General features: G+C 73.7%; 17 protein-coding genes. 12 read left to right on the forward strand and 5 right to left on the reverse strand.

Annotation, left to right across the window (positions count from 1 at the left end; genetic code table 11):
* Positions 1 to 58 precede the first annotated feature (58 nt).
* From ACFWV2_RS21105 to ACFWV2_RS21125, 5 genes are all read right to left on the reverse strand, one after another.
* Complete coding sequence (locus ACFWV2_RS21105; protein ID WP_384406511.1) at positions 59 to 3,220, reverse strand: hypothetical protein; 3,162 nt, start codon at positions 3,218 to 3,220, stop codon at positions 59 to 61.
* A 2-nt stretch (positions 3,221 to 3,222) separates the two neighbouring features.
* Positions 3,223 to 5,055 (reverse strand): HSP90 family protein, encoded by a 1,833-nt coding sequence (locus tag ACFWV2_RS21110; protein ID WP_384406512.1) that lies wholly within the window; start codon positions 5,053 to 5,055, stop codon positions 3,223 to 3,225.
* Between the two features lie 138 nt (positions 5,056 to 5,193).
* Positions 5,194 to 6,180 carry a hypothetical protein gene (locus ACFWV2_RS21115; protein ID WP_384406513.1) on the reverse strand — a complete coding sequence of 329 codons (987 nt, stop codon included), beginning with the start codon at positions 6,178 to 6,180 and terminating at the stop codon, positions 5,194 to 5,196.
* A gap of 233 nt (positions 6,181 to 6,413) precedes the next feature.
* Positions 6,414 to 6,761, reverse strand: a complete 348-nt coding sequence (locus tag ACFWV2_RS21120) for a hypothetical protein (protein WP_384406514.1) — start codon at positions 6,759 to 6,761, stop codon at positions 6,414 to 6,416.
* A gap of 191 nt (positions 6,762 to 6,952) precedes the next feature.
* Entirely contained in the window at positions 6,953 to 7,561 is a 609-nt protein-coding gene (locus tag ACFWV2_RS21125) for a class I SAM-dependent methyltransferase (RefSeq protein WP_384406515.1), read from the reverse strand.
* Positions 7,562 to 7,712: 151 nt separating this feature from the next.
* Between ACFWV2_RS21125 and ACFWV2_RS21130 the strand changes: the two genes are divergently transcribed.
* The 12 genes from ACFWV2_RS21130 (at position 7,713) to ACFWV2_RS21185 (ending at position 19,709) form a co-directional block, all read left to right on the forward strand.
* The gene (locus tag ACFWV2_RS21130; RefSeq protein ID WP_384406516.1) at positions 7,713 to 8,543 is read left to right on the forward strand and encodes an MHYT domain-containing protein; all 831 of its coding nucleotides are present in this window, start codon (positions 7,713 to 7,715) and stop codon (positions 8,541 to 8,543) included.
* A gap of 73 nt (positions 8,544 to 8,616) precedes the next feature.
* Positions 8,617 to 11,739, forward strand: coding sequence for a nitrate- and nitrite sensing domain-containing protein (locus ACFWV2_RS21135; RefSeq protein WP_384406517.1), 3,123 nt, complete (start codon positions 8,617 to 8,619; stop codon positions 11,737 to 11,739).
* Complete coding sequence (locus ACFWV2_RS21140) at positions 11,736 to 12,170, forward strand: roadblock/LC7 domain-containing protein (protein WP_384406518.1); 435 nt, start codon at positions 11,736 to 11,738, stop codon at positions 12,168 to 12,170. Before ACFWV2_RS21135 ends, ACFWV2_RS21140 begins: the two co-directional genes overlap by 4 nt.
* A 14-nt stretch (positions 12,171 to 12,184) precedes the next feature.
* Positions 12,185 to 12,601 carry a DUF742 domain-containing protein gene (locus ACFWV2_RS21145; protein WP_384406519.1) on the forward strand — a complete coding sequence of 139 codons (417 nt, stop codon included), beginning with the start codon at positions 12,185 to 12,187 and terminating at the stop codon, positions 12,599 to 12,601.
* A complete protein-coding gene (locus ACFWV2_RS21150) occupies positions 12,582 to 13,199 on the forward strand; it encodes an ATP/GTP-binding protein (RefSeq protein ID WP_384406520.1) in 618 nt (205 codons plus the stop codon). Before ACFWV2_RS21145 ends, ACFWV2_RS21150 begins: the two co-directional genes overlap by 20 nt.
* Before the next feature lie 167 nt (positions 13,200 to 13,366).
* Positions 13,367 to 13,780, forward strand: coding sequence for a roadblock/LC7 domain-containing protein (locus ACFWV2_RS21155; protein ID WP_384406521.1), 414 nt, complete (start codon positions 13,367 to 13,369; stop codon positions 13,778 to 13,780).
* Positions 13,781 to 13,950: 170 nt separating this feature from the next.
* Positions 13,951 to 15,075, forward strand: coding sequence for a DUF6397 family protein (locus ACFWV2_RS21160; RefSeq protein WP_384406522.1), 1,125 nt, complete (start codon positions 13,951 to 13,953; stop codon positions 15,073 to 15,075).
* Between the two features lie 135 nt (positions 15,076 to 15,210).
* Positions 15,211 to 16,758, forward strand: coding sequence for an ATP-dependent DNA ligase (locus tag ACFWV2_RS21165; RefSeq protein ID WP_384406524.1), 1,548 nt, complete (start codon positions 15,211 to 15,213; stop codon positions 16,756 to 16,758).
* Positions 16,759 to 16,797: 39 nt separating this feature from the next.
* Positions 16,798 to 17,250 carry a hypothetical protein gene (locus tag ACFWV2_RS21170; protein WP_384406526.1) on the forward strand — a complete coding sequence of 151 codons (453 nt, stop codon included), beginning with the start codon at positions 16,798 to 16,800 and terminating at the stop codon, positions 17,248 to 17,250.
* Between the two features lie 192 nt (positions 17,251 to 17,442).
* Positions 17,443 to 18,228, forward strand: a complete 786-nt coding sequence (locus tag ACFWV2_RS21175) for a polysaccharide deacetylase family protein (protein WP_384406528.1) — start codon at positions 17,443 to 17,445, stop codon at positions 18,226 to 18,228.
* Between the two features lie 393 nt (positions 18,229 to 18,621).
* Entirely contained in the window at positions 18,622 to 19,338 is a 717-nt protein-coding gene (locus tag ACFWV2_RS21180) for a hypothetical protein (RefSeq protein WP_384406530.1), read from the forward strand.
* Positions 19,335 to 19,709 (forward strand): peptidase inhibitor family I36 protein, encoded by a 375-nt coding sequence (locus tag ACFWV2_RS21185; protein ID WP_384406531.1) that lies wholly within the window; start codon positions 19,335 to 19,337, stop codon positions 19,707 to 19,709. The genes ACFWV2_RS21180 and ACFWV2_RS21185 overlap by 4 nt, the downstream gene beginning before the upstream one ends.
* Positions 19,710 to 19,732 lie beyond the last annotated feature (23 nt).

Below are 19,732 nucleotides of genomic sequence, written 5' to 3' on the forward strand. Positions count from 1 at the left end.
CCTGACCCGCCCTCGGCGGGGGAGCGTGCACGGCGACGCAGGCGCCGAGGGGGCGTCGTCACTCGTCGCGCAGCCTGGCCGCCAGCGCGGTCAGCGGCTCGGTCTCCTCGGTGTGGCCCAGGGCCGTCAGGTGGGAGACCGCCGCGTCGATGCGCGACAGGGCGGGGGCGAGACCTTCCAGATAGATGCCCTCCACGACACCCGCGAGCCGGACGCACTCGGCCCACTCGCCGGCGCGGTCGTCCTCGGGGCCCGGCTCGCCGAGCAGGGCGAGGGCCTTCTCCAGGGCGGCGAGGGAGTCCTCGTGTTCGCCTGCGAGGGCGTTCACCCGCCCGTGTTCGTAGGCGAGGGCGGTGTCCAGGGAGCGGCCACGGGCCTCGTACGCGGCGGCGCGGGCCTCGTCGGCGACCTCGCCGGCGTCGGCGAGGAAGGCGAGGGCGCCCGTCAGGCCGTCGGCGCCCTGCCGCTGGCACTGGAGGCGGGCCAGTTCGCGCAGGCAGTTGCTGAGCTGCTCGTAGCGCGGAGCCCGGGCGTGGGCGGCGAGTGCCTGGTCCACGGCCCCGCGGGCCCGGCCGAAGTCGCCGGACTCGCCGAGGAGTGTCGCCGTCTCGGCGGCGATCATGGCGTGGCTGCCCGGGTCGTCGTCCCACCCGGCCGACTCGGCAGCGAGGGCGACGAACTCCGCCGTGGCGGCCTTGAGGTCCTCCCCGGCGTGCAGCGCGCGGGCGCGGGTCAGACGCAGCTGTGCGACGAGCCGGTCGTCCAGCTCACCCGCGACCACGTCAGGTTCGGCCAGGAGGGAGTCGAGCAGCGCGATGCAGTCCTCGACCCGGCCCAGGTCCAGGCTGAGCTGGGCCGCGTTGCTGTAGGCGCAGAACGCGTCCACCCGGTTGCCGCGCCGCAGCCCCAGCTCGGCGGAGCGCGTCAGATGACGCAGCGCTTCGTCCGGGCGCCCCAGGTGCATGCAGACCTCGGCAAGGTCGCCGTGGAGGCGGGAGGTGTCGACCGCGTCGACCGGCCAGTCGGCGGCCAGGCGCAGCCCCTCGCACAGGTCCGCGTACGCGGCCTCGGCGTCCCGCAGGCCGAGCTGGAGCCGACCGCGCAGCCCGAGCGTGCGGGGCAGGTGCCAGGCGGGGCCGTGCGTCCTGAGCCGGTCGAGCAGGGCGTCGATCTCGGTGACCGCGCCGGTCAGGTCGCCGGACATGGCGTGGGCGCTGGCCCGCACCAGCAGGGCGTTCGACACCTGCCCCACCAGGTCGTACCGGGCGGCGAACGCCTGGAGCAGGTCCGCCTCGGCGAAGACCGGAGCGACGTGCTCCTCGCTCCCCGACGTCTGGAGGCGCAGGCCGAGCGCGGAGGCCCGGAGGCGCAGCAGCCGAGCCTCCTGGTGCGGGGCGAGCCCGGCCGTCTCCTCGTGCAGACGGACGATGGCCTCGTAGGCGGTGGTGAATGCGCCGGCCCTCGCCTCGGGTCCGTGGGCACCCGGCTCCGCCGCGGGGTCGCGCGCGTCTTCGGCGCCGGCCTCTTCCTCGGGTCCGTGGCCGCCGTCCGGGCCGACCTCCGCTGCGGGACCGTGGCCGCCTTGCGCGCCGGTCTTCGCTTCGGGTCGATGGCCGCCGTCCGCGCCGGTCTTCGCCTCGGGTCCGTCGGCAGCCGTCTTGGTCCCGGCGTCGGCGGCGCCCTCCGCAGCCGTCGGCGTCTCCGGTCCGTCGGCGTCCTCCGCCGCGATCTCGGCGGCGGTCAGCAGGGCGGCGGCGCGCTCGACCGCCGCGTCCCCGGGCTCCTCGGCGTCCTCGTACAGGCCCGCGGCCTCCTCGTACAGACCGACGGCGACATCGCGCTCGTCGTCGCCCGACCACATCGCCTCGTCGGCCAGCAGATCGGCGCGCAGCCGTACGAGCGGGCCGACGGCCGGGTCGTCGGGGTGGACGTAGTCGCGGGAGCCGGCGAGGACGCGCAGGCGCGCCCAGCAGGCCTGCGCGTCCGGATGCCCCTGCGCGCCCAGGGCCCTGGCCCGGAGGATGAGTCCGGACAGCCTCTCGGGCTCGGCGGCGGCCGTGCGCGCTGCGGGCGCGGCGACCGGGACGGCCGGGGCCACGTCGTCGAGACCGCGGCTGCGCAGCGTCAGTTCCAGCGCGTCCAGGAGCGGGGCACGGTCGAGGCGGACGTCGCGGCGGTCGGCGTGGGCCGTGGTGCCGTTCCGTGCGTCGAAGCGGGCGGCGAGGTCGTCGGCGCGGTTCCCCACCTCGGCGCGCAGACCGGCCACCGTCCAGGTGCGGCCCGCGTAGCCCGCGGCGGGCAGTTCGCCGTGGCCGAGGAGAGCGACCCGCCGCAGGAGCACTTCGACGCCGGTGAGGAAGTCGAGCTGGTCCAGCGGGGAGTCCACCTCGTCGAACAGGTTCCGGTTCTCCGCCAGCAGTTCCAGGCCACGGGCCTCGTTACCGGTGAGCGCGCAGAACTCCAGGTGCCGGCCGACCTCTCCGGACATCGAGGGGTTGCGGCGGCAGGCGCGGTAGCCGGCGAGGTGCAGCTCGCGCGCCTGGTCGGTGCTTCCGGCACGCAGCAGGGGCAGGAGGGCGTACGAGACGGAGCGGGCCGGCTCCTCCTGGCAGGACTCCTTGCCGGCCAGCACGGGCTCCCAGGCGCGCAGCGCCCGCTCGTCGTCGCCCGCCGCGAGGTGGTGGAGGGCGCGCTCGCAGATCTCGCAGGCCTCGCAGTCGCTCAGCCGGGTGCGCGCGCGGCCCGCCCACAGTTCGTAGGCGGCGGTCGTGTCCTCACCCCGGTGGGCGGCGAGCTGGTAGGCCTGCCCGTAGTAGGGCTGGAGGCCGAGGCCGGCCTTCTCGTACCGCTCGCGCATCTCCGTGAGCCACTGGCGCAGGCTGGTCAGCGGAATCTCGGGCAGCGCGCGCAATGCGTTGGCCACCCACTTGAACCGCCAGAACAACTGGTGGCGCAGCCGCTCGTCGAAGACGTCGGGCTGCTCGTCGAAGAGGGTGAGCAAGCGGGCGAAGACGACGGGGGACTTCCGGGGCTCGGAGCCGTAGGTGTACGCCTCCTGGAGCTCGAACAGCGCCCGCGCGAGCGGTACGGGCTCACCGAACTGCTCGGCGGCCTCGACCAGGTCCTCGGCGGTGACGGTGCGGGTACGGCCGTAGGGCCGCTGGTGGTTCTCCTGGAGCGCCTGGTAGAGCTCGTCGGTGGTCTGGGGTGCGGTCGGCATCGTCAGCTGTCCTTGCGGAGGGCGTGGGCGAGAAGGTCGAGGAAGGAGCGGTTGATGAGGCTCGACTCGGACGGCCTGAGCGGGCGCCGGGACAGCAGCGCGGCCTGCCCGTAGAGCGCTTCGGCGCTGGTACGGGCCAGCTCGGGCTCGTCGATGGCGACAGCGGTACGGACCAGCGGGTTGAGCTGGTTGAGGATCAGCTGGGCACGCGGGGCCTCCTGGCGCAGGGCGCCGAGGATGTCACCCCACAGCCCGCCCTCCTGCTCGCGGGCGAGCTGGGAGCGGGTGCGCTCGTGCCTGGCCTCGCGGCTGTCGATGAGGAGGGCGGGGGCGGAGGCGGGCTGGAAGGTCCGCAGCGCGACGTCGCAGTCGAAGACGGCGAGGGCGTCGCGCGCACGGGCGAGGTAGGCCGCCGCGGCCAGTTCCGTCTCCCGGTCGACGGGGTCCAGATGGGCGGTGAGGGTCGCCGGGTCGAGGTCGGCGACGCTGACCTCCTGGCGGATCTCGGGCAGCCGGTGGACCAGCTCGCGGTCGTAGGTGTAGCCGCCGTTGACGACGCCGAGCCCGGCGGACGAGGCGATCGCCGCGACCTGCCGGAACTCCTCCACGCTCGACGTCACGAGCACCGTGCGGTGGGTGCGCGCGAACTCGTCCAGGGTGGTGTGCCCGTCGGTGGTCTCGAACGGCAGCCAGGGCAGCAGCATCCGCAGGATCTCGTCGTCGTGCACCGCGAGCGACTTCACGGCCAGGTGGTGGGTCTGGAGGAACCGGGCGAGCAGGTCGGGGTCGCTCGCGGCGGCCCTGGCGATCCATGCGCGCAGCCTCTCGGCGAGGGCGTCTCGGACGGCGGCGAGCGTGTCGTCCTCGTACAGGGACTCGCGGGACGCCGTCGGGCGCAGGCTCTCGGCGTCGACGACGCAGCGGACGAAGAACGCCCACTCGGGCAGGATCTCCTCGGCCTGCTCGGACAGCAGCATGCCCTTGACGTGCACGCGGTGACCGTGGCGGCGCCCGGCCGGCACGGCCTCCGGCAGCACGCACGCGATGCCCTTCAGGCCTACGGCCGGCAGGTCGAGCTCGATGGTGTCCAGCGGTGTGAACCCGAAGACCTCCTCGCCGTACGCGGCGAGCGACCGCGCGCGGGATCCCGGCGTGGTGTACGTACGGGCCCAGGGCGCCTGCTCGGGGTTGACGGGCGCACCCGGGCCGCCCGTGCCGTCGTCGAAGGTGACCGGGTGCCGCAGCAGCGAGCCGAAGTGTCTGGCAAGGGCGTGCACCCGCGCCGGCCGGGTCCACTCGCCCGCGTCGGCGCGCGGCGTCAGCGTGACGGTGGTGCCGGGCCGGGGGCGGGCGGAAGCGGGCAGGGTACGGACGGTGTAGCTGCCGTCGCCGCGCCCCCGCCACTCCACCGCGGGCGCGTCGGGGGTCCGGGCGGAGCGGCTGAGGACGTGGATCTCGTCCGCGACCAGGAAACAGGAGAGCAGGCCGATGCCGAACTGGCCGATGAAATCGCCGCGTTGCTCGGCGATCCGATCCGCGCGCTTGCTGCTGCGGCCGATGGTGGCGAGGAAGGTGTGCACATCGGCCTCGGTGAGACCGACGCCGTCGTCCTCGACGCGTACCACCGAGCCGTCCGCGTGCAGACGGATGCCGAAGGCGTCGGCGGGGGCACCCGGTTCGAGGCCGTGCCGGGCGGTCAGCGCGTCCACCGCGTTCTGCAGGAGTTCGCGCAGGTAGACGCGGGGGCTGGAGTAGAGGTGGTGGGAGAGGAGGTCGACGAGGCCGCGCAGATCCACCTGGAAGGTGCGGTCGGCGGAGGTGTCGGGCAGAGTCATCGGGCAGTCCGGGGTGGGAGGGGCGGCAGAGCGCGGGCGGGTGCGGGGGTGGGTGCGGACGGGTCCGGCGCGTGCGGATTCGGGTCCGCGCGTCCGGGTCGGGTCCGGGTGCGGACGGGGGCGCGGTCGGCGTTGCGCTCAGGAGCGGCGCTGGCGGCGGGCGAACTCCTTCTCGGGCTCCGCGAAGTAGGTCCACGGCCACGTGGTGTGGGCGCCGTCGAGCGCCTGGAAGACCCGACGGACCGTATGCCGCTCACCCGCCAGCGACAGGGCCATGGCGAACATGTTGAAGTCGTGCTGCCAGCCCGGGACCCGCAGGTGGTCGGGGTGGAGGATGCTGTGATCGGCCGCGTCCCGCAGCTCCGCCCGGATCGAGGAGTCCACGAGACAGTCCGCCTGATCCGACTCGACCCAGTCCTCGATGTGTGCCATGGCGATCACACAGCCGAGCCGGTGCCCCCGCGGTGCGCGGGCGAGCGCGTCACGGGCGAACGCCATGGCCTGACCGGGTTCGCCGCCCCAACGGGGCTGCAACTGCGACAGCCATTCGAGGTGGGTCTCCAGGTCCAGCGGTTCGCGGCGCAGGGCGGCGTCGCGCCGGGTCTCGTTGACCGCGGCGCCCAGGGACATGCCGCGGCCGGAGGTGAGCAGCCGACGCCACGGTGTGACCCACTCGGGTCGCAGCTCGGCGGCCTCCAGCAACTGCTCCTCGGCGAGGTCGAGCCGCTCGTGGAAGATCCGCCACTGCTCCTGCGTGACGTCCACGGCACGCGCGGCGGTGCGTGCCTCCCAGCCCCACGTGATGTGGCGCGCCCCGGATATCAGCAGGGCGGTCGCACGGTGCTCCTTGTCCTCGGCCACGGCCCGGCCGATCCAGTCCTGCACGCCGTCCAGGTCGGCGAGTTCGCCCAGGACCTGGTGGTCACGGCCGAGGTCGAAGGGTATGAGCGCCGCCTTGACCGCCTCCCAGTCACCCGCGTCGGCCGCCTCCACCAGCGCGAGCACCCGCGTGTCCCCGAGCGCGCGCAGGGTGTACGTACCGTTCCTGTGCCTGCGGGTGACGCGAAGGGCGTGCGGATCCGCCCCCGATCCGTCCGCACCCCTGCCGAACAACGTGCCGAACATCGCCGCGCCCTCCCCAGGCCCCGTGTGTGAGTCCGGTGCAGCATAAGCGGGGCCACTGACACCGCTTCCACCGGGTTTTCACGGCGGCTTCACATGACGTGACCTGTGACGGGATGTCTTTCAGCGGCTGGTGAAAGGCCGATGGGGACTCGCTGGAGTGAGGCCGGAACCGAAGCCAGAGCCCCAGAGGAAGCCAGAGCCGAAACCTCAGCCGAAGCCGGTGCCGGCGGCTCTCAAGGGGCGTCACCCTCCGATGCCCCCGGCCGACCCGCCCGCTCACTCCGGAGCCCGAGCAGCGACCGCGCCACGGCGTTCGGCGACTCGTTCCGCTCGCGGGCCAGGGTGAGGAGGGCCCGGCATGCCAGTTCGTTGACGCCGAACGTCAGCATCCCGGGGGAGACCCGCCCCGCGGCCTCCTCCGCCCTGGCCGCGTCGTCCTCGGCGCACGCGGCCACGTAGTCCGCCGCGGCCTCGAAGAGGTTGTGCCCGTGCTGGGGGCGCGGTGGCGACGGTGCGGTCGTCTCGGGCGCCCTCCGGGCGGAGGGGAGGAGCCTGCGGAGTCTTTCCCGTATCCGTGCCACGCCGCACCGCCTTTCCCGGGCACACTGCCCGGTACATCCACCGTAGAGAGTGAAGTGCCGCGACAGAAGGGTGCGTTGACGGTGGAAGTCAGCAAGCCGCGCCTGTGTCATCGGCCCCGGACCGGGGACCGGGCGCCGGCGTGCGCTAGGTCGGCTCGGCCTCCGCACGGCAGCGTGCGGCCCGCCGGCTCTCAGCTCTCGCGGACGGCCATGGCCAGATAGCGCGTGTCCTCGTCGACGTAGCTGACGAGTCGCCAGCCGGCTTCCGCGAGCACGGCGCGCAGCCGGGGTTCGGCGCGCAGGTCGTCCGGCGTGATCCGGCGGCCGTGGCGGGCGGCGAGGGCGGCCCGGCCGATCGGGTGGAAGAGTGCGAGCCGGCCGCCGGGCCGTACGACACGGGCGAGTTCCCGCAGGTCGGCGACCGGTTCCGCGAGGTGGGAGATGAGCCCGGCCCCGAAGACGGCGTCGAGCGCGCCGTCGCGTACCGGCAGGCGGCCGACGTCCGCGAGCAGCAGCGTCGCGGTACCCCCCTTTCCGTCCCGCCCCGCCCGGACGGCCTCTTCGAGCATCTCGGGGGTGAGATCGGCACCGAGTACCGTGCCGGAGGGGCCGACGGCGGCGCGGAGCGGCGGGAGGGCCCGCCCGGTGCCGCAGCCCGCGTCGAGGACGGCGTCGCCCGGACGCAGGCCGATCTCGGCCACGGCCGCCGCGTACGCGGGGCCGTCGTCGGGGAACCGGCGGTCCCAGTCGGCGGCGCGAGCACCGAAGAACTCTCGGACGTGTGTGGGGTCATCGCTCATGCGCTCATGATTCCGCACCCGATGGGGTGGACGTTCTGTGTGCACGTTCGAGCCCGGCGCGATCGTTCGGGACCATCTCTCTGTCATATTCCATCAGCTTTCGAAATGCGCCCCTGGTGCGCCCCCCGATGCGCACTAGCGTCCCTGAGCCATGGGACACCTGGACCACGCCACCTTCGGCTGGCTGACACCTGCACTGTCGTACGCGATGGCCTGCGTCGGCGCCGCCCTCGGGCTGCGCTGCACGGTACGAGCGCTCGACGCGACCGGTCGTTCGCGACGGAACTGGCTGCTCACCGCCGCCTCCGCCCTCGGCACCGGCATCTGGACGATGCACTTCGTGGCGATGCTCGGCTTCGGCGTGAGCGGTACCGACATCCGCTACGACGTTCCGCTCACCATCCTCAGCCTCGTCATCGCCATGGCCGTCGTCGGCGTCGGCGTGTTCGCCGTCGGGTACGGCCGTGACAGGGTCCGATCGCTCCTGATCGGCGGCCTGACCACAGGCGTCGGCGTGGCGAGCATGCACTACATGGGCATGGCCGCCCTCCGGCTCCACGGCGAGGTCCGGTACGACCCCGTTCTCGTCGGGCTCTCGGTCCTCATCGCCGTCGTCGCCGCGACCGCGGCCCTGTGGGCGGCCCTCCACATCCACGCGCCCGCCGCCGTGGCCGTCGCGTCGCTCGTGATGGGCGCGGCCGTCAGCAGCATGCACTACACGGGCATGCTCGCCGTACGGGTGGACGTGGTCCCCTCCGCCGCGACCCTGCCGGGCGCCACGGTCATGCAGTTCATCTTCCCGCTCGCGGTCGGCCTCGGTTCGTACCTCTTCATCACCTCCGCCTTCGTCGCCCTGTCCCCGACGGCCGGGGAACGGGCCGCGTACGCCTCCGCGGGGCGCTTCACCGAGCCCGACGAACATGCCGTCGACGTCGCCCCGCCCGGCTTCCGCACCGCACGGCCCGCCCGTACGCCCCACTGACCCCCGCCCCTCCTGCCCCATCCCTCCCGAGGGACCCACCGCACCAGACAGCCGCAGCCGGAACGAGGAGGCCATGCGAACTCCCCGCAAGACCAAGGACGCCGAGGCGACGGCGCCGCCGACGGGGGCCGCGCGCGGGCGGCGCGCACACGCCGGGCCGCCCGCCGACGAGCCGCGACAGCCCGCTCCCCAGGCCTTCACCGCCACCGGACACACGACCGCCGCCGACGTACCCCCGCCCCCTCCCGCCCCCGCCCCGCGCCGGCTCCGCCCCGAGCGTCGCGGCCTACGGCCCCGCACCGTCCGCGCCAAGATCGTCTCGCTGCTCATGGTCCCGGTCGTCTCGCTCCTGGCCCTGTGGGGATTCGCCACCGTCACCACCGCCCAGGACGTCGCCCGGCTCCGCCAGCTCCAACGCGTCGACGCGGAGATCCGTGAGCCGGTGACGGCCGCCCTCAGCGCCCTCCAGGCCGAACGCCGTGCCGCCGTACGGCAGGTCGCCGCCCCCGGCGCCGGCAGGGCCACCGAACTCAGGGACCGGATACGCCGCACGGACGAGGCCGTCGACCGGCTCCGTCTGGACGACACGCACACCGTCGGCGACACCGGGGACCTGCCCGGCGACGTCGGCGACCGGGTGGGCACGTTCGTCGGCAAGGTCGAGGGCCTCGCCCGGCTCCGTACCGCCGCCACCGACGGGCGGGCCGACTGGGACCAGGTGTACGAGGAGTACACGGCAGCCGTCTCCGCCGCCTTCGCCGTCGGCGGCGCCCTCACCGGCATCCAGGACACCCAGCAGGGGTCCGACGCGCGCGTACTCCTGGAATTCGGCCGGGCCGGCGAGATGCTGTCCCGCGAGGACGCCCTCCTCACCTCCGCCCACCTGGGCGGCCGCTTCACGGAGGACCGGCTCCGCGCCTTCTCCGGCGCAGTGGAGACCCGACGCACCCTCACCGCCTCGGCCACCGCGGACCTGTCCGTCTCCGCACGTGCCGCGTGGACCCGGCTCACCGCGAGCGGGGACCACACCCGGCTCACCCGGGCGGAGGACCGGATCCGGACCGCGGCCCCCGGCCGTCAGGCCGCTCAGACGGTCACATCCGCTGACTGGGACGACACCCTCGCCGCCGTACGGAGCGCACTCACGGCGATCGAGACCGACGCGCGCGCCGCGGAGGCCGACCGGGCCGACCCCTTCGCGGGCGGTGCCCTCAGCGCGGGCGGCGCGGCGGTCGGCCTCGGCCTCGCGGCCGTCGCCGCCTCCCTCGTCATCTCGGTGCGGATCGGTCGCGGGCTCGTCGTCGAACTCGTCAGCCTCCGCAACACCGCCCTCGGCATCGCACGCGGCAAACTTCCCGCCGCCATGCGCCGGCTGCGCGCCGGAGAGGAGATCGACGTCCGGGCGGAGACACCACCCGGACCCGTCTCCCAGGACGAGATCGGCCAGGTCGGCGAAGCCCTCACGACCGTCCACCGCGCCGCCCTCTCCGCCGCCGTCGAACGCGCCGAACTCGCCAGCGGCATCTCAGGCGTCTTCGTCAACCTCGCCCGGCGCAGCCAGGTCCTCGTCCACCGCCAGCTCAACCTCCTGGACAGCATGGAGCGACGGGCCGACGACCCCGACGAACTCGGCGACCTCTTCCGGCTCGACCACCTCACCACCCGGATGCGGCGCCACGCCGAGAGCCTCATCATCCTCTCGGGGGCCGCACCGGGCCGTGCCTGGCGCATGCCCGTCCCGCTCACCAACGTCGTCCGCGCCGCCGTCTCCGAAATCGAGGACTACGCGCGCGTGGAGGTGCGCCGACTCCCCGAGACGGCCGTCGTCGGCGGCGCCGTCGCCGACCTCACCCACCTCCTGGCCGAACTCATCGAGAACGCGGCCCAGTTCTCCCCGCCCCACACCAAGGTGCGCGTCAGCGGGGAACCCGTCGGCAACGGATACGCCCTGGAGATCGAGGACCGGGGACTCGGCATGGGAAAGGAGACCCTCTCCGAGGCCAACGCCCGCATCGCCCAGTCCGAGGCCCTCGACCTCTTCGACAGCGACCGGCTCGGTCTCTTCGTGGTCAGCCGGCTCTCCTCCCGCCATGACATCAAGGTCCAGCTGCGGACCTCCCCGTACGGTGGCACGACCGCTGTCGTGCTCCTCCCGACGGACCTGCTCCAGGGCGCGCTGCCACCGGGCCGGGGCAACCCGATGGCCGGCCACGCGCCCGGTCCGGCCCCTGCCGGCCTCCCGCACGCGCGCGATGCCCGTACGCCCACCGCCGACGAGGGAGCCCCGCGCGTCGACGACCGCACGACCGCCGTCGCGGGGACGCGCGGCGCCCCCGAACACGGCACCGCCGACCTGCCCGGCGCCGACCGGCGTACGGACGAGTCGCGTGCCGCACGCGAGCGCGAGGAGGAGCACCGCGCCGAGGCGCGCCGCTTCGGCCGCCCCCAGATGGCCCGCGCCCAGGCCACCCGTCCCCCGATGAGCCGCCCTCCGGGACAGGCAGACCCGCCCATGCCCGCCGACCCTCCGATCGCGAGTGCCGCCGACCGAGGGCCCGTCCCGGGACCCGGTCGGACCGCCCCGCGGCCGCCCGTCGGCGCCAGGCCCGTGAACCCGCCCCGGGAGACGGGCGGCCCCCGTCCTCCGGGCGAGCCCCAGACCCCGCCGTCCGCACGACCGGGACCGCAGCCGTTCCCACGCCCGACCGCCGTCCCCGCACTCGCGGCGCCGCCGGAGTCCGGGCATCCGCCCGCCGGGGTCACCGAGCTGCGCCGCCGCGGGCCCTCCGTACCGCAGCCGACACGGGACCAGCCGCCCGGCCCCCCTCCCGGGCACGGCGAACCCGAGGCCGAACTTCCCCGTCGCGTACGGCAGGCGAGCCTCGTCCCGCAGCTGCGCGAGCCCCCCGCGCCCGCACCGGCCTTCGTACCGTCCGTGCCCGACGCGGACACCCGCACCCCGGAGCGGGTACGGGACCGGATGACGGCCTACCGGGACGGCTGGCAGCGCGGCGGCGGCGCCGCCCCCGGCAGCAGGCGCCCGCTCGGCACCGGCGTCGACGGCGACCCCGCCGCGGGCCCCGCCACCCGACCCCGTACGGACCCCCGCGCGGAGTTCGGCAAGGGAACCGGCCACGACCTCCGCCATGGCACGACACCCCCCGAAGCCCCCCGTACCGAAGGAGACCACGCATGATCGACCACGAGAGGATCTCCCACCACCGGTCCGGCGAGCTCGACTGGCTCCTCGACGACCTCGTCATGCGGGTCCGGGAGGTCCGCCATACCGTGGTGCTCTCCAACGACGGACTCGCCGTGGGCGCCTCCAGCGGACTCAGTCGTGAGGACGCCGAGCACCTGGCGGCCATCGCCTCCGGCTTCCACAGCCTCGCGAAGGGTGCCGGACGCCAGTTCCACACCGGTGGCGTCCGGCAGACCATGGTGGAGATGGACGACGGCTTCCTCTTCGTCGCCGCCGCGGGCGACGGCTCCTGTCTCACCGTCCTCAGCTCCGCGAGCGCCGACATCGGCCTCATCGCCTACGAGATGGCCCGCCTCGTCAAACGCGTCGGTGAGCATCTCCACACCCCGCCGCGGCTCACGGTGACCCCGCCCGTCGTCGGCTGACCCGGAGTTCGATCATGAACGAGGACAGCACCGGCGGCGGCCCGCCCGCGCCGGGCAGTCAGTGGTACGACGCCGAGGCCGGACCGCTCGTACGCCCCTACGCGATGACCGGCGGACGCACCAAGCCGGGACCGAGCAACGTGCGGTTCGACCTCATCGCCCTCGTCGTCGTCGACGACGAGCCGCCCGGACCGGCCGAGGAGTCGCTCCTCGGTCCCGAGCACCGGTCCCTGCTCGCCCTGTGCCGGGCCGAGACCCAGTCGGTGGCCGAACTCTCCGCCGACGCCGACCTGCCCGTCGGCGTCGTCCGGGTCCTCCTCGGTGACCTCCTCGAATCGGGCTTCGTACGCGTCAGCCGACCCGTACCGCCCGCGCAGCTCCCCGACGAAAGAATCCTGAGGGAAGTAATCGATGGCCTACGAGCGCTCTGAGAGCACCGGCACGGACGACGGCGCGGACACCACCGCCCTCGCCCTGAAGATCCTGATCGCCGGTGGCTTCGGCGTCGGCAAGACCACCCTCGTCGGAGCGGTCAGCGAGATCCGGCCCCTGCGCACCGAGGAACGGCTCAGCCGCGCCGGGGAGTCCGTCGACGACACCGGCGGAGTCGACCAGAAGACCACCACGACCGTCGCCATGGACTTCGGCCGCATCACGATCCGCTCCGGGCTCTCCCTCTACCTCTTCGGGACACCGGGCCAGGACCGGTTCTGGTTCCTGTGGGACGAGCTGTCCCAGGGGGCTCTGGGAGCGGTCGTCCTCGCCGACACGCGACGCCTGGAGGACTGCTTCCCCGCGGTCGACTACTTCGAGCACCGCAAGATCCCCTTCGTGGTCGCCGTCAACTGCTTCACGGGCGCGCGTACGTACGGCGCGGCGGACGTCTGCCGCGCCCTCGACCTGGACCGCGGCACGCCCGTCGTGCTGTGCGACGCGCGCGACCGCGACTCCGGGAAGGAGGTGCTCATCCGTCTCGTCGAGTACGCCGGGCGGATGCACACCGCCCGGCTCCTCGACACCGCCGGCTGAGGCGAGGCGGGGCGGAACGCGCGGGTGCGGTGGAGTGCTTGCCCTGTTCACGACAGTGCGTAAGGCTTGCGTGGACACGGCGACACGGCGGACCACGCCGGCACGGGACCGCAGGACCACGGAACACCGGCCGACGGAGGACGCACCACCTAGGGGGAGGACCACTGATGGCGCTGGACAAGGAACTTGACTGGCTGCTCGACGACCTGACCCAGCGGGTCGGATCCATACGGCACGCGCTGGTGCTGTCGAACGACGGACTGGTCACGGGCGCGAGCAGCGGACTCGCCCGTGAGGACGCCGAGCACCTGGCAGCCGTCTCGTCCGGCCTGCACAGCCTGGCCCGGGGCTCGGGTCGGCACTTCCGGGCGGGCCGGGCGCGGCAGACGATGGTGGAGTTCGACGAGGCGTTGCTCTTCGTGACGGCGGCGGGGGAGGGCAGCTGCCTGTGCGTCCTGAGCGCGGCGGAGGCGGATGTCGGCCAGGTGGCGTACGAGATGACGCTCCTGGTCAACCGCGTCGGCGAACACCTCGGCGTGGCGGCCCGGCAGCCGGGCCTGCCGGGCGGCGGGGTGCTCTGACGCCCTGAGTGACGCTTGAGCCCTGGGTCGTCGCGTTTCTCCCGGCTTGTTTCCACAGGGGGTTATCCACAGACCGTGCGAGAGTCGTCACTCTGCGTTACCTTCCTGTGGGGCGTGGAAGGATCCGCGGCCCGAGAAGACAGGGACGGACGTACGGGGAGGGCGACGGGATGACGGTGGACGAGAGGGCGCGCGCGGTGACACCGGCGCGGGCCGCACAGGAACTGGAGCTGGGGCGCGACGAGTTCCGGCTCGCGGTCCAGCTGGGTCTCGTGAGGACCGTGCCGACCGCGGAGGGCGGCGGAGGACGGCGGCGGATCGAGCGGGGCGAACTCGACCGGCTCAGGGCGGCGCCGGACTTTCCGGACGGCCTGCGGGATCGGGTGCGCGCGGTCGGCACGCGGGAGGCGGCCGCACTCCTGGAGATCACCCCGGACCGGTTCGGCAGACTGGCCAGGACGGGGCACGTCAGCCCGGTACGGTTCTCGCTGAACCGGTACCGGACCGTGGTGTGGACGTACGTCGCGGAGGAGGTCGCCGAATTCGGCCTCGCCTGCCCGGCGCTGCTCACGGGACGGCTGCCCCTCGACCTTCGTGAACGCCTCGCCGCGCACGAGGACCTGCGGCCCAGGAACTGGCGGGCGAGGCGGCTCTCCGTGCTGCTCCGCACGACGGACGATCCCTGGGCGAGGGCGGCGGCCATCGCCTCGATGCTGGACCCGGTCCAGGTGGCCGAGGTCGTGGACGACCCCTACGAGCGCGCCCACCTCGACCGGCTGCGCCCGCCCCCGCCGCCGGGGATGCCGGGGGCGACGGCGGCACGTGAGATCGCCGAGCGGCTCGTCCGGGCCGACGACCCGGACGAGATCCTCTGGCAGCGGATGAGCCTGGCGATGGCGTTGGACGAGGCGAGAGCCGAGCGATCGGCCCCGTATCCCGGCGAGGCAGGCACCTTCGTGCGGGGTGGGGCGCCGGGGGTGGGACCCGCGGGCCGGGCCCTCGTACCGCAGCCACCGGTCCCGACACCGGCACCGGCATCGACGCGGCCGCCGACACCGGCATCGCAGCGGGCATCGACGGCTCTTCCGGCACCTACACCTCCGGCACCGGCACCTCCGGCACCTACACCTCCGGCACCGCTGCAGCTCCCGCCCTCGGTTCCGCTCCCGCGTGCGGTGGCTGCGGATCGGCCGCCGGGTCGTCCGGCCCGCATCAGGTTTCTCGACCGCCTCCGCCGCAGGAGGCCGGACGCCGGGCGGGCCGGGCGACGGAGGCGCCCGGTGTCCTGGCCTTGACGCCTGCGTATCAGGAGTGGTCATCCGGATCGGTGCGGGTGCGGGTGCGGGTGCGGGTGCGGGTGCGGGCACGAGGCGCGGTGGCGCGGTGGTGTCGGTGTGCGGGGGCCGCAAGTCGTGGGGGAGGATGGGGCCATGCTGCTCGCCCGTGTCGCCGAGGTGTCCCGGGAGGTCACCGCCGCCTCCGCGCGTTCGCGCAAGATCGGTCTGCTGGCCGAGCTGTTCGCGGAGGCGGCGCCGGAGGAGAGCCCCCTCGTCATCGCGTATCTGTCCGGCCGGCTCCCCCAAGGGCGGATCGGCGTCGGATGGAGCGTCCTCAAGGGCGTGGTCCCTCCCGCCGTCCCACCCGTCGAGAGGCCGGGCCTCACGCTCGGACAGGTCGACGACGTGATGTCGGAACTGGCGGCGGTCTCCGGAGCCGGCGCACGAGCGGAGCGGACCCGGCTCGTCCACGCCTTGTTCGCCGCCGCCACCCACGACGAACAACAGCTCCTGCTGAGGCTGCTCACCGGGGAGGTGCGCCAGGGGGCCCTCGACGCCATCGCCCTGGAGGGCGTCGCCCTGGCCGCCGCGGTGCCCGCCGTCGAACTGCGGCGCGCCGTGATGCTCGAAGGCGCGCTGCCCCCGGTCGCCCAGGCGGTGCTGGCCGAGGGGGTCGCCGCCCTCGACCGGTTCACCCTGCGGGTCGGCAACCCCGTGCAGCCCATGCTGGCGCACACCGCCGCATCCGTGACGGAGGCGATCGCCGCCCTCGGGGCCTGTGTCGTGGAGGAGAAGCTCGACGGCATCCGGATCCAGGTCCACCGGCGCGGGGACGAGGTCCGGGTCCACACCCGTTCGCTCGACGACATCACCGACCGGCTCCCCGAAGTGGTCGCGGCCGCCCGTGCCGTGCCCGCCGACGGGTTCATCCTGGACGGCGAGGTGATCGCCCTCGACCCCGGCACCGGACGCCCCGTGTCCTTCCAGTCCATCGCGGCCAGGGTCGGGTCACGCACCGACGTGGCCGGCGCGCAGGCCCTCCTGCCCCTCACCCCGGTCTTCTTCGACGTTCTCGCGGTCGACGGGACGGGGTTGATCGACCGCTCGGGCCGCGAGCGGCACGAGGTCCTCGCCGGGCTGCTGCCCGAGTCGCAGCGGGTCCGCCGCGTGCTCGTCACCGACCCGGCCGACCCCGCGCAGGTGGCGGAGGCCGAGCGGTTCTTCGCCGACACACTGGCGCGAGGCCACGAAGGCGCTCTGGTCAAGGCATGGGACGCGCGGTACGTGGCCGGTCGCAGAGGCCGCACCTGGCTCAAGGTGAAACCCGTCCACACCCTCGACCTCGTCGTCCTCGCCGCCGAGCGCGGCCACGGACGCAGGACCGGGCTCCTCTCCAACCTCCATCTCGGCGCCCGCGCGGCCGACGGTGGCTTCGTCATGCTCGGCAAGACCTTCAAGGGGCTCACCGACGAGATGCTCCGCTGGCAGACCGAACGGCTCGGTGCGCTCGCCGTGGAGGACGACGGGTTCACCGTACGGGTGCGGCCCGAACTAGTCGTGGAGATCGCCTACGACGGGCTCCAGAACTCGACCCGCTACCCGGCCGGGGTCACCCTCCGCTTCGCCCGCGTCTTGCGCCACCGACCCGACAAGCCGGCCTCGGAGGCCGACACGGTCGAGGAGGTCGTCGGCCGGCACTGACAGGCCGGTCGGACCTCGCGCGACTCCGTCCCGAGAGGGATGCTGGAGTCCTGGCACGACGAGCGCCGGTACGACGAGCGCGGGTGCCGCGAGCGCCCGGCGGGCCGCGAGGAGATGAGCGACGTGTACGACTTGCACATCGACACCGACGTCACCGTGCAGCTGAACGACTGCGGCCGGGAGGACGCCCGGACCGTGTTCGGCGTCCTCGACGGCGTCTACGAGCTCGAGGACATGACGGCGCCCGGTCCGCAGGCGGCCACCGGACCGAGCCCCACCGTCTGGACGGCCACCTTCGACACGGCCAAGGGACGGCATCAGGAGGTGCGCCCCACCCCGCTGACCTCCCTGGTCGGGGTCACGCTCACCGGTGGCTACCACGCCGTCGACGAGGTCGAGAAGGTGCTCGCCGCCGGCTTCGACATCCAGTCCCTGCAGTCCGTCTCCGGTGACCAGGAGACCGAGGCCCGACTGCTGCTCGCCTCCCGCTGAGCGGAAGGCGCGAACTCCCCGGACGGAGCGGACGGGCGCCGTCCGGGGTCCGTCTGTGCCCGCTGCCTCGAAGGACCCCGCCGACCTCTCCGGTATACACCGTGTGTAGAGTGCTCCGTCGGCCGAGTGTCACGCCCTGACCAGGCGGTTTCCGGCCGTATCGAAGACACCGAGGGGAAAGCGGGTTCCACCATGTTCCGATCCAGGCCGGGTCGACGTCGGGGGACGGCCACCGTCCTGCTCGCCGCCGCGTCGCTGATGCTGACGCTCGCGGGCTGCGGAGTCGACACCGTCACCCCGCAGGACGCCCGGGGGGACGGCGGAGGCGACGACAAGGCCGGGTCCACGGCCCGCCGCGTCGACTGTGCCGAGGTCAAGTGCATCGCGCTGACCTTCGACGCCGGACCGGGCAAGGACACCCCCCGGCTCCTCGACATCCTCAAGGAGAAGCAGGTTCCCGCGACCTTCTTCCTCCTCGGCCGCAAGCACGTCGACCGCTACCCCCAGGTGGTCAAGCGCATCGCCGACGAGGGCCATGAGGTCGCCAACCACACCTGGACCCATCGCATCCTGACCGACCTCGACGAGGCGGAGGTGCGCGACGAGCTGTCCCGCACCCAGGACGCCGTCGAGAAGATCACCGGCCGCAAGCCCACCCTCATGCGTCCGCCGCAGGGTCGCACGGACGGCACGGTGTCCGACGTCAGCAAGGAACTCGGGCTCGCCCAGGTTCTCTGGAGCATCACCGCAAAGGACTACTCCACCACCGACTCGGCGCTCATACGCCGGCGCGTCCTCGAACAGGCGCACGGCGACGGAATCATCCTGCTCCACGACATATACGACGGCACGGTCCCGGCCGTTCCGTCGATCATCGACGAGCTGAAGCGGCGAGGCTTCACCTTCGTGACGGTGCCGGAGCTCCTCGCCCCCGGCAGGGCCGAGCCGGGCGCCGTCTACCGCCCCGAGAAGGACTGACAAGCCACCCAAAACGGGTGAGATGCCTCACATGCCCCACTCGGGAACGCACGGAACATCGGGGAAAGGTTTATCGTTCATACGTATGTGACGGCGAAGGGGCCCGGTCCCCAAGGTCCCCCCCTCGAGGTGACCGCCCTTCGCGTCACGGCCAGAGGCCCCGGTTGGAATCCCCCGTCCAACCGGGGCTTCGCCGGTCCCGCACGGCTTGGCCGTTCCCGCCTCTCCCGCGCGGCACATCGACGGCGCCCGAGGGGCGCGCACCCCGGCGCGTTCGACCCGTTCGAGTGAGGCCCGGCATGGTGGCCGCACTGCCGGGAAGTGATCGTCCCGAGCCGCCGAGACGCCCCTCGCCGGCCCCTCCGACCAGGGACGATCCAAGGGGGAACCACCGTGCTCGGCACCACCTCGCGCGCCCGCCGCGCGCTCCTGACAGCATCGGCCGCGCTTCTGCTCTCCGCCTGCACGACCGTCGGCGCCGAAGCGCCCGCGGGTCCCCCCGGAATCCCTTCCGGTACGGCATCGCAGGACGCGCTCCTCAAGGCCGCCGAACAGCGGCTCGTCGCCGACTGCCTGGAGGACCAGGGACTGTCCCTCACCTCCCTGCCCCGAGCCCCCGACGCGGACCGGACCTTCCGGGCGGCGCTCTTCGGCGCCGGCCCCCCGGAACTCTCCGTCACCCTCGCCACGGGCGCCACGGTGACCGCCCACCAGGACGGCTGCCTCGCCACCGCCCGGCACCGGCTCTACGGCGACCAGCGCCGCTGGTTCCGGGCCCAGGTCATCGTCGACAACCTCCGCGTCGAAGCCCAGGCCAGGATGAGCGCCGACCCCGACCACCGTGCGGCGCTCGCCCGCTGGACCCGGTGCGTGACCCCGCCCGACCGGCCCCGCCCCGAGCGCCCCGACCCGGCCGTCGCCACCCGCTGCGCCCGCGAGAGCGGACTCGACGAGGTCCGCGCGCGGCTGGAGCCCGCCGAGCTGGCCGCGGTGCGCACCCTGCGCCGCGAGGAGCTCACCACGTACAAGCAGTTGCGCGACCGCGCGCTGCGGCGGGCAGCCGATCTGCCCGCGCCGACCCACCCGCAGAAAGGCCCCACCCTCTCGTGAAGCGAATTCTCGTCACCACCGCCGCCGCGGCGCTGTTCGCCGCCGCCGCCGGCCTCGCCCTTGCCACCTCCGCGGGCGCCGCCGAATGCCCCAGCGGCGAGTTCTGCGTCTGGCAGAACGCCGACTTCGGCGGCCAGCGCGCCAACTGGAGCGGAGACGACGGCTGGTGGGAGAGCTGGATCTCCGACACCGACTCCTCCTGGGCCAACCACGGCATCTCAGGACCCGGCATCAAGGACCACGTCAAGGTCTACGAGAGCGCCTGGCAGGGCGGAAGCATGACCATCTGTCTCGCCCCGGGACAGGAGGTCGGCTACAGCGGCGCGGCCAACGACCGCGGTGATTCCCACATCTGGTCGATGGGCTGCTGACCCACCCCACCGCACCGACCACG

Source organism: Streptomyces sp. NPDC058671 (genome assembly GCF_042716475.1).
In the GTDB taxonomy this organism is placed as follows: Bacteria; Actinomycetota; Actinomycetes; order Streptomycetales; family Streptomycetaceae; genus Streptomyces.